The following is a 15,379-nucleotide window of genomic DNA, read 5'->3' as shown; positions in this document are numbered from 1 at the left end:
AAACAGAAAGAGAGGGTGTAAGTTATGAGTAGTAGAGCAAAGCTCGGCGATCAGCCGATCTACGACGCCAGAGCACTGGGAACTGCAAAGATGGGGATTCTCGGTCTTCAGCATATGTTCGCCATGTTCGGCGCGACGGTGCTTGTGCCTGTTCTGACCGGCCTCAGCGTGTCCGCGACGCTCCTGTTCGCCGGAATCGGCACACTGATGTTTCATGCGATCACCAAGAAAAAGGTGCCGGCCTTTCTGGGGTCATCGTTTGCGTTCATTGCCGGTTATGCGGCCATTGCGCCGAACAAGGAGCCGGAGCTTCTTCCCTACGCCTGCTTCGGCGTAGCGGTCGCAGGCTTGATGTACCTTATTCTTGCCGCTCTTTTCAAGGTGTTCGGTGCGAAAAAGGTTATGCGCTATTTCCCGCCCATCGTCACAGGTCCGATCATCATTGCCATCGGCCTTAATCTCTCCCAGTCCGCGGTGAACAACTCCTCGACGCATTGGGGCGTGGCGCTGGTCGCGATTTTCATTATCATCATCTGCAATATCTGGGGCCGCGGAATGATCAAGATCATCCCGATCATCCTCGGCGTGCTGGGCTCTTATTTGGTCGCGGCATTTGCGGGCATTATTGACTTCACGCCGGTCCGCGAGGCGGCGTGGGTAGGCCTCCCTCTCGACTGGAACCGCACGGTTTTCGGCATCTGGAGCAGCGGCAAAGCCGATACCTCGATGCTGCTCTCCTCGGTGATCATGATTGTTCCGATTTCCTTTGCGACGATGATGGAGCACATCGGCGATATTTCGGCCATTTCCTCTACGGTCAACCGGAATTACATCAAGGATCCCGGCCTCCACAGAACGCTGACCGGAGACGGCCTTGCGACAACGGTAGCTTCTCTCTTCGGCGCTCCGGCCAACACAACCTACGGGGAGAATACCGGCGTGCTGACGCTGACCCGCGTATATGATCCCCGTGTAATCCGCCTTGCGGCCGTGTTCGCGATCATTCTCTCATTCTGCCCCAAGTTTTCGGCCATCATCGAGGTAATGCCGGCGGCGACCATCGGCGGTATTTCTCTGGTTTTGTACGGCATGATTTCCGCAGTCGGTGTCCGCAATATCGTCGAGACGCATGTGGACTTCACAAGAACCCGCAACGTCATCATTGCAGCGATGATTCTCGTGCTCTCGATCGGAATCAATTACAGCGCGGCCGGCTCGGTCGGCTTCACGGTCGGCGGCGTCGCCCTGAAATTTTCCGGTCTTGCGGTCGGTTCCTTTGTCGGCATCATGCTGAATGCGATTCTGCCCGGCAAGGATTACAATTTTATGGAGGAGACACCGAACGATACCGGCGTTGACTTCCAGATTGCGCAGGGGGAAAATCTGGCGGAGGAAGGAAAGGGAAAGAAGCATTAAGCGCTGACGGGAATGTCATACAGGCGAATACAGAACAGGCAGGCGGCGTCCGCCGTTTCTCATAAAATTGGGAAACGGGGACGCCGTTTTTTTGTGTGCGCCCGGCGGCGCACGTTTCTAACCGGTGCAAGTCCGGAGTCCGCCCGGTAGTGTCAATATTATGGCACGTTCTTAAGCAAATCTGAAACATTTCCCGTTTAGAAGGCAACGTGATTCTCATCCAGGTCACCGCAGGCGTGTACCCGAATGTCCGCATCAATCCGATGATCGTCTCCGCGGCCATGACTATCTCGAGCTTCACCGTCTGCAGGAATGCGCTGCGCCTGAATCTCTTCAAGGTGCATGACGCGTCGCATGACCGACCGCTCCGCCATAGGGCGCTGCCGGACGATGGAAGTGCTCTCGTGCAGTCCGGGGGAAGAATCCGCGCAGGCAGCAGGCATGGCACAGGCCGCCGGATCCGTGCAGGCATCCGATAAGAGCAGTTCTTCGGACAGTGCGCAGCAGTGCCCGGTGGAGAGATCGCCGCAGGCATCGGCAGCCGGTTCGGAACAACCTGCTCCGCAGCTTCGGATTCCCGCCGGGGCGCACACCGGAACCGTAACGGTGAAAGGCCTGATGTGCCATAATTGTGAAAGACACGTGAGCACGGCTCTGAAGAAGATTCCTGACATTGCGGATGCCGTGGCGGATTTCACGATCGAAGAAGTGCGGATCGCCTATACGTCAGAACCCGACGAGCAGGGACGTTCCGGAGGCGGAGATCAGCAAGGCCGTCGATGAGGCGGGCTGCAAGTTCGCTGGTCTGGAGTCAATCACTTCTTTTTCATGCTGCTGCGGTAGGCTCCCGGTGTCTGACCGGTCACTTTTCGGAACTGCCTGCAGTAGTAGGTGCTGTCGGCGTAGCCGACGGCGAGAGCAATGTCTGTCAGAGGTTCCTGCGTTGTGCGCAGGAGCTTTTTTGATGCCTCAATGCGCTGTTCCGTGATGTAGGAGGACAGCACGGTTCCGGTCTCTCTGTGGAAGAGATAGGACAGATAATCGGGCGATATATGGATCTCCCCGGCGATGCTGTTCCGGGACAGGTCGGGATCGTCGAGGTGCTGTGATATATACTGCTTTGCCGCCTGTATGACGGAATCGGAAGATGCACTCTTCGCAGATGCCTGCGTGACACTGGCAAGAATGCGAGAAGCCCAGTGCAGCAGATTTTCCGCGGAGGAGGTAGTCTCTACTATATTGGCGTGGACGGAGAGAGTGGAGATGCCGATATGCCTCTCCGCCATAACACGGAATGTCATATTCAGAAAGTCATAATAGATGCAGGTGAGGCGCCTGGAGGACAGAATGCGCCCCTCGTGGAGCAGAATTGCCCGCAGTTCCATGAGGATATCGTCTATCCTTCCGGCCAGCAGCCAATCGGCCCATTTTGCCGTCGGAAGCGCGATATCGGAGACGGGGCGGGTGAGCTTCTGCAGCTCATCCTCCGCGATCACGGCATTCTCTGTCGCGATGAAGCTTGCGGCACAGCGCTCCAGAAGTTCACAGACATAGTAGGCGGCCCCTCCCGGCATGGAATCCATCGTATACAGGACGAAACGGCAGTCCGGCCATCTCTCTGTCAGAAGCTCCAGTGTCCTGTCCAGCAGAGGCAGAGTGCCGGCCTCCTCTGCAGGGTCTGAGATCAGGATGTAGGAACCCAGCTGCAGCGTGACAAAATGCAGCTGTTTCTGAAAAACGGAACGGACGACACGATGCAGCTCCGAAGCAGGGACACTCTGCAGGATATCCCTGGCATCGCCGCGCAGAGGCTGCACCCGGAGAAGCGTGAAGCAGAAGTCAAAAGCAGTGTACCCTTCACCAAGCCCGATCTGGGCAAGACGCAGGTTCACATCCTCGGATCCGGGATGCAGCCCGCCGGACAGCATCTCCTGCCAGAATCTGTCGATGCGGTCGGACACGGCGGAGGCGGATGCATTCTTCTCCTCCTGCTGTTTTCGGCACAGAGCTGCCGCATCGCGGAGAGCCTCTGCCAGTTCATCGACATTGATCGGCTTCAGAATATAGCGGAAGCACTGGAGATGAATCGCAGATTTTGCATAGACAAAATCCTCATGTCCGGTGAGCAGCAGATTGACGGACGGGGAGCCCTGCTCCCGCACCCATTTCACCAGGGAGAGGCCGTCCTCCCTCGGCATCGCGACATCTGTCACCAGAATATCCACCGGCTCTGCGGCGTAGACCCGCTTTGCCTGTTCCGCGCTGTAAGCGGTACGGATCTCCGTAAGCTCCGGGATATGCAGATCTTCAATCCGTTTCCGGATGGCTTCCACCATCAGATATTCATCATCTACAAGAAGAAGAGTCATAATTCTGTTTCCTCTGTGCTTTCCGGAGCATTATGTCTCAGTCGTAAGTCTGCCATCGTGCTTCGTGTGATTCCGCGGATGGCGACACCTCCGGCTGGTATTCCCGATACGGAATGTCAATATCGATGCGCGCGCCGGAACCCGGCTTATTGGAGAAGCGGATGGATGCGGTCTCTCCATACACGAGCTTCAGGTGCCGGATCACGTTCCAGTTTCCGATGTGGAAGCCCTCCATCTGTGCTGACCAGTCCGGCTTGTCGGATGCTGCGAGCTCATTAAATTTTGCCAGGAAATCGGCGGCAAAACCTTCTCCGGAGTCGATGTGGATCAGATGCAGCCTCCGTTCTCCATTACTCTCTTCCACGGTGGCCCGGACGGTCAGGGAGAGAGGCTCCCCCATGACAAGATTGTGCTTGAATGTGTTCTCCGTGAAATTCATGAGCAGAATCGGGAAGACCTCCGCGTTCTCTGCACCCGGAGCAATGTCGAAGACAACGGTGAGACAGCCGGGGAAACGCAGGCGCGTCATTTCAGTGTAGTTCTGCTCGTATTCCAGCTCCTCCGACAGGGGGACCCGGTTTCTGGCTCGCAGTATGTAGCGCAGATGCCTGGAGAGCCGCTCGATCATCTGATGAATGATGGCACTGTGCTCAGTCGTCCCGTCCGCCATCAGATCTATGAGTCCAAGGCAGTTGATGAAGAAATGGGGTGAGACCTGGGACTTCAGCAGATTGAGCTCCAGGGAACGCCGTTCGAGTTCGTTCTCATAGGCATCGACTCGGAGCTGTTCCATCGTATCCACCATGCTGTTGAAGGCGTTTCCGATATCAATGAATTCTTCTGCCCGCATCGTGGACGTATCAATCCGGCGGTGAATGTCTCCTGCGGAGATGGCAGAGGTGGTTTCCTGCAGGAGATCGACCGGCTTTGCGAGCTGCCGGACGGACCAGCGGATGGCAGCAAAGAACACGGCGAGGGAGAGGACGAACAGGAAGAGCAGCAGCTTCAGAGCCACGAGAAAGTTTCCGGTGATACTGGTGTAGGGGGTCATGACTGTGAGGTAGAGATCACTGAAACCGGTTGGCTCACTCTGCACCAGATACCGCGTGCCATTCACAGACAGAACCTGAAAATTTTCCAGGGTACGGGAAAGTGCAACTTCAGCGGGGAGGATCCGTCCTTCTGCGGATGTCAGTGTTTCCGCCATATCAGACCCGGATGTCTGCTCTTCCTCAGATATGCCATTGACACAGACAGTGCAACCGTTTTTGTCGGTGAAGAATGTGATGCTGCCGGCTCCTCCGGATTTTTCATAGCGGTCTGTCACCGAATCGGAATCGATGAAAGCACCGACATAGCTCTCATTCTGTCTGCACAGCAGGACAAAATACCATTGTTCCTGATAACTGACCGGAACCCAGCGCGAATTTTCATTCTGCAGCTTCTCTGCCAAATCAGCATTCTCCCGGAGCTGCGTCCGCAGCCAGGCGGGAAACAGGTCAGCGGAGTTGTAGCCGCTGCCGTTGGATTCCACGAAGGCCTGATTCCTCGGAAAATAGGCATAGAAGCCGCCGATCATGGAGAAGGACGGTACGTTCTGCTGGAAGAGGTTGCGTATGTTGATGAGGTTGTTATAGATCTCCTCCTGCCGGGAGCGCGTGGCAGCCACACTGAGATCGAGGCTGTAGGAATTCAGGTTCAGGAGATAGGTCTTCGGATCCTTCAGGGACTCTCCCGTCTGTTCACAGTAGAGATGCAGGGACTGCCGTTGCTGTGTGGAGGCATTCCGGAGCAGGAGTCTTGTGATGTAGAACGTATAAATCAGGAGGACTACGATCAACACAAGGTAGAGAAGATAAAAAAAGCGACGGAGCCTTCCACGGAAGGAGTAGGAATTGAGATGCAGTTTGCCCACAGAGATGCCCCTCCACTCCACGAAAATAAGAAAAATACACAAACATCGAAGAATTGTGCCACCGTGAAAACTGTTCTCATTTTATAATGTAGTCAGTGGAAACGCAAGGGAGCGGCCGGCGCCCGGCAGCCCGGAAGTCAGAAAAAGGAAAAGACTCGGAAGAGGGTCAGGAGAGAATCAGAAGAGGCAACCAGCAAGTCTGATTCTCTTGGACTGGGTTGCAGACAGGAGCCGCGGGAGCGGCAGGAGGGAATAAGGTTTATGAAGAAGAGAGTTCTGGCAGTGGTTCTCACAGGAGTCATGACAGCGGCGATGCTGGCAGGATGCGGAGCCGGAAATTCCGACAGCACATCGGACACACCGGCTGCAGATTCCGGAAGTGGTGAGAGCACGGCGGCATCGTCTGCGGGAACGACGGCGGCAGGATCAGAAGATCTGAAAGATGTCAACGGCTACCCCACCACGCAGGATGCCATTGATGCGATTCAGGAGCGCAAGGATTCCGGCAGTTATCCGACTCTGGTCGTTGGCTTCATGAATTTTGCCGGGACGCCGAAAGGTATTGAGCGGATCTCCCAGAAGATCTCGGAGCGCACGGAGGAGACGCTCGGTGTGGACGTGGAGCTCCAGATCATGGACATGGCGAGCTATGCGCAGAACATGAATCTGATGCTGGCTTCGGGTGAGCAGATGGATCTGTTCAATGCGGTTTCCGTCGGCTTCTCCCCCTGCGTCAATAAAGGTTATCTCTATGACATGTATGAGGATGACCTCTTCGCAAAATACGGCCAGGGCATTGCGGTGGTCGTTCCGGAGCAGTATCTGTACGCGGATGTCGTCGGCGGAGGCTTCTACGGTATCACTTCCCAGAAGGAGCAGGGACAGGGGCTCTTCGGCATCTCCATCGCGCAGCAGTATCTTGACGGCATCGGGTATGATTACAACTCCATGTATGAGAACGACGGTGACGAGTGGATCTACACCGACTACGACACCATCACGGATATTTTCAAGCAGCTTCATGAGAAATACCCGGACAAGACGGTGTTCATGACCGACAAGGGAACGGTCGTCGGGCAGTGCATGCCAGTGGATGCGATCGGAGGCGACTACTTCGGTTCCCTGCTTGATCCGATGAACAGTCTGACGGTGGAGGATCTCTTCTCCAGCGATCAGTACATGGAAATCTGCAAGCAGATGTATCAGTGGAATCAGGCTGGCTACTTCTCCAAGGATGCACTGACGGACACCACCGGAACCACCCCGGCAGTCAAGGCGGGAAGCCTGATGGCCTATAAGACCGCTCTGAAGCCCGGCATCAAGGCGCAGGAGAGCAACCTCTGCGGTCAGCCGATGGTCATGTTCCAGATCGGGCGCGAGAATTTCTCCGCTTCCAACACCTGTAACTCGATGCCCTGGTGCATCAATTCCCAGACGGAAGATCCGGTTGCAGCCATGCAGCTGCTGAATGCCTTCTACACGGATCCGGTTCTTTCAAATCTGCTCTGCTGGGGTGAGGAAGGCGTGGAATATCAGAAGACGGATGACGGACACATCACCTTTGCAGATGGTGTCGATGCCTCCAACTCCGAGTATTACAACAATGTCAACTGGGAGATGCCGAATCAGTTCATCGCCGATATCTGGGAGGGCAATGACCTCGATGTCTGGGAAAAGACCGCGACCTTCAACGAGAAGTGTGATGTGTCGAAGGGCATGGGATTCATCTTCGATAACAGCGAGGTGGCATCCGAGTACACGGCTCTGACGAACGTTTATACCCAGTACCGCGATCAGCTCGAGCTCGGCTTCGAGAACCCGGAGAAGCTCATCCCGGAGATGGAGTCCGCTCTGAAGGATGCCGGCCTGGAAACCTATATGCAGGCAAAGCAGGAGGCACTGGACGCCTGGGCTAAGGACAACGGCAAGGAGTAAATAGCGGACAGCTGCAGAAGCCTTCAGGCATGCGGGTCACAGAAATCAGCATTCTGACATGGCGGCAGGTAAAGAGACAAGACATCAGCAGGCATCCGGTTCAGTCATTCTGCAGAGCCGGGTGCCTCAATATAAGAATTGAGTATGCTGCAGTAAGGCAGCGGAGAGGATGCCATGGCACGCGCAGTCAATCAACCGGTAATGTCCAAGGCAAAGAAGAAATCGCTGATGAAGCGGTCCATACCGATCTATATCATGGCACTTCCGGGCCTGCTCTATCTCTTTATCAACAACTACATGCCCATGCCGGGCATCGTTCTCGCGTTTAAGAATTACAATGCGAAGAAGGGAATTTATGGAAGTCCATGGGCGGGTTTCAAGAACTTCAAGTACCTGTTTGCCACCAGTGATGCCTTTATCATCACGAGGAACACGATCTGCTACAATCTCGTATTCATATTGGTGAACACGTTTTTTGCCATCTTTGTGGCGATCATTCTCTCGGAGCTGACATCGAAATGGAAGAAGGCGTACCAGTCCGTGATTCTGCTGCCGTACCTCCTGTCGGCGGTTATCATCTCCTATCTGGTGTTCGCCTTCCTGTCCCCGGAGAACGGTTTCATCAACAATTCCATTTTGAAGCCGCTGGGCAGGGAAGCAGTCAGCTGGTATCAGAAGCAGGAATACTGGCCGTTCATCCTGGTCTTTGTGAATCTCTGGAAGGGTATCGGCTACAGCTGCATCATCTATCTATCCACAATCATCGGTTTTGACCGCGGGTATTATGAGGCTGCCGCAATCGATGGCGCCACCAAATGGCAGCAGATCACCCACATTACGCTTCCGCTGCTCCGGCCTACGATCATCATGCTGACGCTGATGGCAGTCGGACGGATTTTCTACTCGGATTTTGGCCTGTTCTATCAGGTACCGCAGAACTCCGGAGCACTGCTCCCGGTCACGAACACCATCGATACCTACGTGTACCGCGGACTTCTGGAACTCGGGGATATCTCGATGTCGGCAGCCGCCGGTGTGTACCAGTCCATGGTCGGCTTTGTTCTCGTTCTCGGAGCAAATCTGCTGGTCCGGAAGCTGGATCCCGACAGTGCGCTGTTCTGAGTTTTGAGGATGGAAAGATAGCAGTTTGCGCTGCTGGGCCGCAGCGGTCAGGAGAGATATGAACAACAAAAATATCCGCTCGGAGAGGCGGTTTCAGATCTTCGGAAATATTGTGATGATCATCATTTCTCTGTGCGCGGTCATTCCGCTCATCCTGATGGTGATCTCTTCCTTCACGGACAACGACGCGCTGATCCGGGATGGGTACAGCTTCACGCCTCACAAGTGGAGCGTCTATGCCTACACTTACATTTTCTCATCCGGGAATTCCGTGCCGCATGCCTATATGATCTCCATCGTGCTGACTCTTGTCGGAACAGCGGTGGGACTCACGATCACGACGCTGCTCGCGTATGCACTGTCCCGCCGGTTCCTTCCGGGGCGCGGTGTTCTGACCTTCATCGTTTTCTTCACGATGCTGTTTAACGGAGGCCTGGTACCTACGTACATCAACTACACCACGGTGTTCGGCATCAAGAACACGTTCCTCGCCCTGCTTGTTCCGAGCCTGATGCTCAATGCGTTCAATGTGCTGATGATGAAATCTTATTTTGTCACCGGCATTCCGGATGAAATCATGGAGGCTGCTTATATCGACGGGGCCAATGAATTCCAGGCATTCTTCCGGGTGGCACTGCCGCTTGCCAAGCCGATCGTTGCGACAATCGCACTATTCATCGGCATCGGCTACTGGAACGACTGGATGAACGGCTACATCTACCTGACCAAGCGCACGGATCTTTATTCGGTTCAGAACCTGCTGAACCGGATGATTCAGAACATCCAGGCTCTGACGCAGAACGCCAGCACGGTCTCTCAGGCGACGCAGGGACTTGCCACGATACCGAGCGTTTCTGTCCGCATGGCCATGGCGGTAGTAGGTGTCCTGCCGATCGTCATCGTCTATCCGTTTATTCAGAACAATTTTGTCAAGGGCATCACTCTCGGCGGTGTGAAAGGATGAATATATATGGCCGACGCTGCGGCAGATCTGATTCCACTGTCCGGAGTTCCGGCAGGTCTGGGGACGCATCTGGGAGATGACGCAGGAAAACTCTATTGAAAAAGATTTGACAACAGGAAGGACTGAGTGGAATATCTGGTCTTTCCTGCTGTTCCTTTATTCCCGTGAGCAATGAGCCAAGGTGGACATGCAGGCATGTCCACCTTGGCGAATGCCGCGAGGGTGGGATACCCCGCCCCTTGGAGCGTACAAATCAGAAACAAGCTGGATCATGCCCGTAGCTTGCTGCGGGGTATTTGACTCCTGTATCAAAAAGAGCTACACATTATCAAAATGTGATACAGCGGGATGGTAAAATTGCACTGAAATTTATGATACTGGGAGGGAGTTATGAGCCGATATTTCTGTAATCCTGTCAACATGAGCTACCGTTATCAGTTCAACGAGAAACCGGAGGGCGGGTTCTCACTGAACCGTGAGGCGGCGGATCCTTCGATGATCCTGTTCAAGGGGAAGTACTATATTTTCCCCAGCATGACCTGTGGGTTCCTGGTCAGTGATGATATGGTGAACTGGAGGCAGGTGCCGCTTCATGACATGCCGGTATATGATTACGCGCCGGATGTCCGCGCTGTCGGGGACTACATGTATTTCTGCGCGAGCCGCCGCGGGGAAATCTGCGATTTCTACCGGACGAAGGATCCGGAAACCGAGGAGTTCGAGAAGATTCCGGGGACGTTTGATTTCTGGGATCCGGATTTGTTCCTCAATGAGGACGGCAGGCTTTATTTCTACTGGGGCTGCAACAATGTGACGCCGATCTGGGGTGTGGAGCTTGATCCCAAAACCATGCGCCGCATCGGCGAGCCGGAGGAGCTGATTGGAGACGGCCGGAGGAGGCTCGGATATGAGAGGGTCGGTGAGAACAATCAGCAGAAGACAGGGGAGAACAGAATCCGCACCATGATCCTGCGCGGCATTGCGGATCAGCTGAAGATTCAGCCGGAGCAGGTCACGCCGGAGGCTCTGGAGAGTTTCCTGAATCATCTTCCGGAAGCACAGAGAAACATGCTGAAAGGGGCCCTGTCGGATGCACCCTATATAGAGGGTGCCTGGATGACAAAGCATGACGGGAAGTATTATCTCCAGTATGCCTGCCCGGGCACGGAGTACAACATCTATTCTGACGGTGTGTATGAGGGAGAGTCTCCGTTAGGACCGTTCCACCCGGCGGCAAACAATCCGTTTTCTTTTGAACCCGGCGGATTTCTGCCCGGAGCCGGCCACGGCTCGACGATGCAGGACCGGGAGGGCGCCTGGTGGCACACCGCGACCATGCGGATCTCGGTGAATCACTCTTTCGAGCGGCGCATCGGTATCTGGCCTGTGGGATTCGACAAGGACGGAGAGCTCTTCTGCAATCAGCGCTACGGCGACTGGCCGATGGATGCGGATCGGCTTGCTGCGGACTCCTTTGCGGAGCCGGAGTGGATGCTCCTCTCCTATGGAAAAAAGGTCACAGCATCGAGTGAGGAGAGCACGTCAAAATGTGCCGCAAATGCCGTGAATGAGAATGTTCAGAACTGGTGGAGGGCGGCTGCGGACGACACACAGCAGGTACTGACGCTCGACCTCGGAGAGACGGAGGACGTGCGCGCCGTACAGGTGAATTTTGCCGATGATTTCGGCGCGGTGAAAGAGCTGCCGGAGGGCGCGGCGCTGCACGGAGACCCGGGAATGAGAAGGTATATCGAGAAGCGGAAGCTTCGCACCCGCTGGCTGTTAGAGACGAGCGTGGACGGCGTGCATTTTGAAATTCTGAAGGACAAGCGGGCCGCGGAGACCGATCTGCCACATGACATTGTCATCCGGGAGCAGGGCGTGCGGGTGCGCTATGTCCGTCTGACCGTGGCGGAGCTTCCTTACGGCCAGAAGGCATGTGTGTCCGGGCTTCGGGTGTTCGGCCTCGGGAACGGGACTGCGCCGGCGAAAGCGGCGGATGTGACCGCGGTCCGCGGGGAAGACCGCCGGAACGCCGTGGTGAGCTGGAAGAGTGAGGGCACCGGCTGCGAAGTTCTCTGGGGACACGATCCGGACAAGCTCTATCACAGCTGGCGCGTCTTCAGAACACAGAAGGCGGAGCAGCAGAACCCCGGACAGCAGAGTCTTGAGATCCGGGCGATTGACGCGGACACCGCAAAGTACTGGGTGCGCGTGGATGCCTTCAATGAAAGCGGCATCACCCACGGGGACGTCGTAGAGATGAAGTGATCTATTTTTCCGGGAAGTCCTGATATCTGTAATGGGACTTCCTGGAAATTTTTATTCCCGCGGGCAATGAGTCAAGTGGATATGCTTGCATGTCCATTTGGCGAATGCCGCGGGGGCGGGATACCTCGCCCCTTGGGGAGTACAAATCAGAAACAGGATGGATCATGCCCCGCAGCCTGCTGCGGGGCATTTGGCTAACGAGAGCGTCTGACAAGAGCTGAAAGAAAAGCGGGGAAAAGGCCGATGAGTGAGAAACTGAAGAAACTTCTGCGGGAAGAAGGAGGAAATTATCTCCTTCCGTTCTTCTGGCAGCACGGAGAGCCGGAGTGGACGCTCCGGAAGTATATGCATGTCATTCATGACGCCGGGATCGGCGCCGTCTGTATCGAGTCGAGGCCGCACCCGGATTTTGCAGGCCCCGGTTGGTGGCATGATCTCGACACCATTCTGGACGAGGCCCGGCAGCTGGACATGAAAGTCTGGATTCTCGACGACAGCCATTTCCCCACGGGTTTCGCGAACGGTGCGGTGGACCGCTATTCCGACGATTACTGCAGGCAGAGCATCACTCGCCGCGCGTATCCACTACATGCGGGTGAGGAGCTGCACCTGACGGAGGAGGAGCTCCGCGCGGTGCCGAAACCCGAGCTCACGCAGATGCAGCAGTATCTGAAGGAGAAGAACCCGCGGACGTTCGCAGATGACCGCGTGCTCGACGTGTATTTTGCCGCGGGGGACGGAAGCGTCACGCCGGTGGGTGCGGAGAAACGCGATACGAAGAGACACGATGCGATCCCGGCGGACGGTCTTTCCTTTACCGCACCTGCCGACGGAAAGCTGATCGTCCTCTACCTTTCGCGGAACCTCGGCTATCACACGCACTATGTCAACATGACGCAGGCAAAATCCGTGCGTATCCTGATCGATGAGGTCTACGAGGCGCACTGGAAGCATTATGCGCCGCTGTTCGGAAACACGATCGCCGGTTTTTTCTCGGATGAGCCGGAGCTCGGGAACGGGTTTATGTACGAGCGGGTGAACTATGCCGGCAATCCTGCCTGCGATTTTCCCTGGGGAGAGGAGATGGGAGCGCTGCTGCAGCAGTCGCTCGGCCGGGATTACACGAAGAAGCTCTGGCGCCTATGGGAAAATCCGGGCAGCCATGCAGGGGAGCCAGACTGCAATGAGGCGGAAAATCCACGTGGAGAGTCGTTCGAATGTCGTGACAGCAGCGCAAAAGAGGATTGCGACGGCACAATGTCGGAGACCGCCCGCGTCCGCGTCGCCTACATGGATGCGCTCACCGGCCTTGTGAAGAAGAATTTCTCCCTGCAGATCGGCGACTGGTGCCGTGCGCACGGGGTGCAGTACATCGGGCACCTCATTGAGGACAACGATCAGCATGAGATGACCGGGGCCTCGCTGGGGCACTACTTCCGCGGCCTCGCGGGGCAGGACTGGGCCGGCGTGGATGACATCGGCGGCCAGGTATACCCGCAGGGCGAGGATGATACCTACGACCGCGGGGTGTTTCAGACGAGGGACGGGGAGTTCTACCACTTCTGCCTCGGCCGCCTCGCCTCCTCCGCGGCAGCCATTGAGCCGGGCAAGCAGGGAAATTCCATGTGCGAAATCTTCGGCGCCTACGGCTGGGGCGAGGGTGTGAAGCTGGAAAAATATCTGGTGGATCATTTCATGGTCCGCGGAGTCAATCACTTCGTGCCGCACGCATTTTCTCCGAAGGCATTCCCGGATCCGGACTGCCCGCCGCATTTCTATGCGCATGGACACAATCCGCAGTACCGCGCCTTCGGCAGTCTCATGCGCTACACGAACCGCGTGCTGGAGCTCCTGAATGGCGGACGCCATATCTCGCCTGTGGCGGTTCTGTACTCCGCGGAGGCGGTCTGGGCGGATCATGACACCGCGATGGAATGTCACGCGGTGAGCAGGCCGCTGACGGAGAACCAGATCGGCTTTGACTTTATTCCGTCTGACGTATTCACTTCACCGGACGAATATCAGCTGACAATCGGCGGGGACGGGTTCCGCGTGAACACCCAGCAGTATCAGGCACTGATCGTCCCGGAGACAAAATATATCCGCAGGGCAGCCGCGAGAGCCATTCCGGCGCTTCAGCGGGCAGGGGTGCAAGTGATTTTCATTGGCAGATACCCGGAGATCCTGCTGGAGGATGTCTGCAAAGAGGCTGGCAGTGCGAAGGCTGACTGCACGGAGTCCGGACGGACATGCGGCGCCCGGGATAATCCTTCGGCTGCGCGAGGTGAAAGCGGAGCTTCCGTGCAGTCTGCAGCAGAAAATGCACATGGAAATGTAAATGAAAACGGAGAGGGAAATGCAGCAGGAACTGCCGATGGAGCCGGTGATCTGGCAGATACAGAAATACTGCAGGAGCTTCGTGAAGTTTCATCGGTCTGCACCCTGGAGGAACTGATTCCTATTCTCCGGAAAGAAGTACAACCTGAAGTGACGATCGAACCGGCAGACAAATATATTCGGACTTACCTCTATGAGGAAGTAGACGGCTCGGCGGTTCTGATATTCGTCAATGAAGGCAGGGAAGTGTACCGGGGAACCGCGGATCTTCGCTCCTGCAGGAAAGGGCGGAGCATCTGCTGGTATGATGCCTGGAGCAATGAGGTTCATGCGGCGGAGCCTGCAGGAGATCCTGCGGAAGAACTTCTCTCGTTGACGATTGAACCGGAGAAGAGCCGGATTCTCATTCTGGACCGCGGGGAATCTGCAGGGATCAGGGACATAGCAGGAATTGCAGCGGGGTCTGGATCAGATGCTGCATATTCTGCAAAATGTTGGTGGCAGTCGGATGATCCAAAGAGAGCTGAGAAGCCGGAACAGCAGCCTGAATGCACTCTGACACCGGATTTTGCGGAGAAGACGGCAGGAAGCTGCGAGGCTGATTTTGACGGCGCCTGGATGAGAAGCCTTACCGGAAGTCTTGAATATCCGGCATTCGGAGAGGCGAAGGAGGTGCTGCTTCCCGACCATCTGGAGAAAGAGGAGAAGACCTGGTCCGGCATCGCACGGTACGAGAACTCGTTCACGGCGGAGCCCGGAAAGGAATATTTCCTCACAATCTCGGATGCGGCGGAGGCCGTGGAGGTCTTCGTGAACGGGGTGAGCCTGGGGATCCAGATCGTCCCGGAGTACGAGTATGATCTCACTCCGGTCGTGCGCGAGGGCATGAATCAGGTGAGGATTGAGGTCGCCACAACGCTCGAGCGAGAGATGTCTACCGTCCCGAATCCGTATGCAGTCATGTTGGGGAAGAGCGCGGAACCGACGAATCCGTCTGGGCTGAATGGAACCGTGCGGCTGTTGGAAAAGGAAAGATAAATCCTGGATGAT

Annotated in this window: 10 protein-coding genes; 8 read left to right on the top strand and 2 right to left on the bottom strand. The window is 56.0% G+C overall.

Annotated elements, in window-relative coordinates; all coding sequences use genetic code 11:
- Positions 1–24: 24 nt before the first annotated feature.
- The 3 genes from E0E20_RS04745 to E0E20_RS04740 all read left to right on the top strand — a co-directional run bounded on the left by E0E20_RS04745 (position 25) and on the right by E0E20_RS04740 (position 2,199).
- On the top strand, positions 25–1,416 hold the full coding sequence (locus E0E20_RS04745; protein WP_130837062.1) for a uracil-xanthine permease family protein: 1,392 nt from the start codon (positions 25–27) through the stop codon (positions 1,414–1,416).
- 209 nt (positions 1,417–1,625) lie between these two features.
- The gene (locus E0E20_RS13865; protein ID WP_165443981.1) at positions 1,626–1,895 is read left to right on the top strand and encodes a hypothetical protein; all 270 of its coding nucleotides are present in this window, start codon (positions 1,626–1,628) and stop codon (positions 1,893–1,895) included.
- A complete protein-coding gene (locus tag E0E20_RS04740) occupies positions 1,858–2,199 on the top strand; it encodes a heavy-metal-associated domain-containing protein (RefSeq protein ID WP_165443980.1) in 342 nt (113 codons plus the stop codon). The genes E0E20_RS13865 and E0E20_RS04740 overlap by 38 nt, the downstream gene beginning before the upstream one ends.
- A gap of 32 nt (positions 2,200–2,231) precedes the next feature.
- On the opposite strand, the gene E0E20_RS04735 is transcribed toward E0E20_RS04740, so the two are convergent.
- A complete protein-coding gene (locus tag E0E20_RS04735) occupies positions 2,232–3,785 on the bottom strand; it encodes a helix-turn-helix domain-containing protein (RefSeq protein ID WP_130837060.1) in 1,554 nt (517 codons plus the stop codon).
- A 37-nt stretch (positions 3,786–3,822) separates the two neighbouring features.
- Entirely contained in the window at positions 3,823–5,700 is a 1,878-nt protein-coding gene (locus E0E20_RS04730; RefSeq protein ID WP_130837059.1) for a sensor histidine kinase, read from the bottom strand.
- A gap of 261 nt (positions 5,701–5,961) precedes the next feature.
- Between E0E20_RS04730 and E0E20_RS04725 the strand changes: the two genes are divergently transcribed.
- From E0E20_RS04725 to E0E20_RS04705, 5 genes are all read left to right on the top strand, one after another.
- Positions 5,962–7,635 (top strand): ABC transporter substrate-binding protein, encoded by a 1,674-nt coding sequence (locus tag E0E20_RS04725; RefSeq protein ID WP_130837058.1) that lies wholly within the window; start codon positions 5,962–5,964, stop codon positions 7,633–7,635.
- Positions 7,636–7,809: 174 nt separating this feature from the next.
- Positions 7,810–8,757, top strand: a complete 948-nt coding sequence (locus tag E0E20_RS04720) for an ABC transporter permease (RefSeq protein WP_242622661.1) — start codon at positions 7,810–7,812, stop codon at positions 8,755–8,757.
- Between the two features lie 58 nt (positions 8,758–8,815).
- Entirely contained in the window at positions 8,816–9,721 is a 906-nt protein-coding gene (locus E0E20_RS04715) for a carbohydrate ABC transporter permease (RefSeq protein WP_130837057.1), read from the top strand.
- Between the two features lie 390 nt (positions 9,722–10,111).
- Positions 10,112–11,992: a family 43 glycosylhydrolase gene (locus E0E20_RS04710; protein ID WP_130837056.1), complete on the top strand. Its 1,881-nt coding sequence runs from the start codon at positions 10,112–10,114 to the stop codon at positions 11,990–11,992.
- A gap of 243 nt (positions 11,993–12,235) precedes the next feature.
- Positions 12,236–15,367, top strand: coding sequence for a hypothetical protein (locus E0E20_RS04705; RefSeq protein ID WP_130837055.1), 3,132 nt, complete (start codon positions 12,236–12,238; stop codon positions 15,365–15,367).
- The last annotated feature ends 12 nt before the right edge of the window (positions 15,368–15,379 follow it).

Source organism: Lachnoclostridium sp. Marseille-P6806, assembly GCF_900625025.1.
Taxonomy (GTDB): domain Bacteria; phylum Bacillota; class Clostridia; order Lachnospirales; family Lachnospiraceae; genus CAG-791.
This window is presented reverse-complemented; position numbering and strand designations above follow the sequence as displayed.

Coding starts and splice junctions, on each gene's coding strand:
- E0E20_RS04745 (WP_130837062.1), top strand. CDS start 25: ATGAGTAGTAGAGCAAAGCTCGGCGATCAGCCGATCTACGACGCCAGA.
- E0E20_RS04740 (WP_165443980.1), top strand. CDS start 1,858: ATGGCACAGGCCGCCGGATCCGTGCAGGCATCCGATAAGAGCAGTTCT.
- E0E20_RS04735 (WP_130837060.1), bottom strand. CDS start 3,785: ATGACTCTTCTTCTTGTAGATGATGAATATCTGATGGTGGAAGCCATC.
- E0E20_RS04725 (WP_130837058.1), top strand. CDS start 5,962: ATGAAGAAGAGAGTTCTGGCAGTGGTTCTCACAGGAGTCATGACAGCG.
- E0E20_RS04720 (WP_242622661.1), top strand. CDS start 7,810: ATGGCACGCGCAGTCAATCAACCGGTAATGTCCAAGGCAAAGAAGAAA.
- E0E20_RS04715 (WP_130837057.1), top strand. CDS start 8,816: ATGAACAACAAAAATATCCGCTCGGAGAGGCGGTTTCAGATCTTCGGA.
- E0E20_RS04710 (WP_130837056.1), top strand. CDS start 10,112: ATGAGCCGATATTTCTGTAATCCTGTCAACATGAGCTACCGTTATCAG.
- E0E20_RS04705 (WP_130837055.1), top strand. CDS start 12,236: ATGAGTGAGAAACTGAAGAAACTTCTGCGGGAAGAAGGAGGAAATTAT.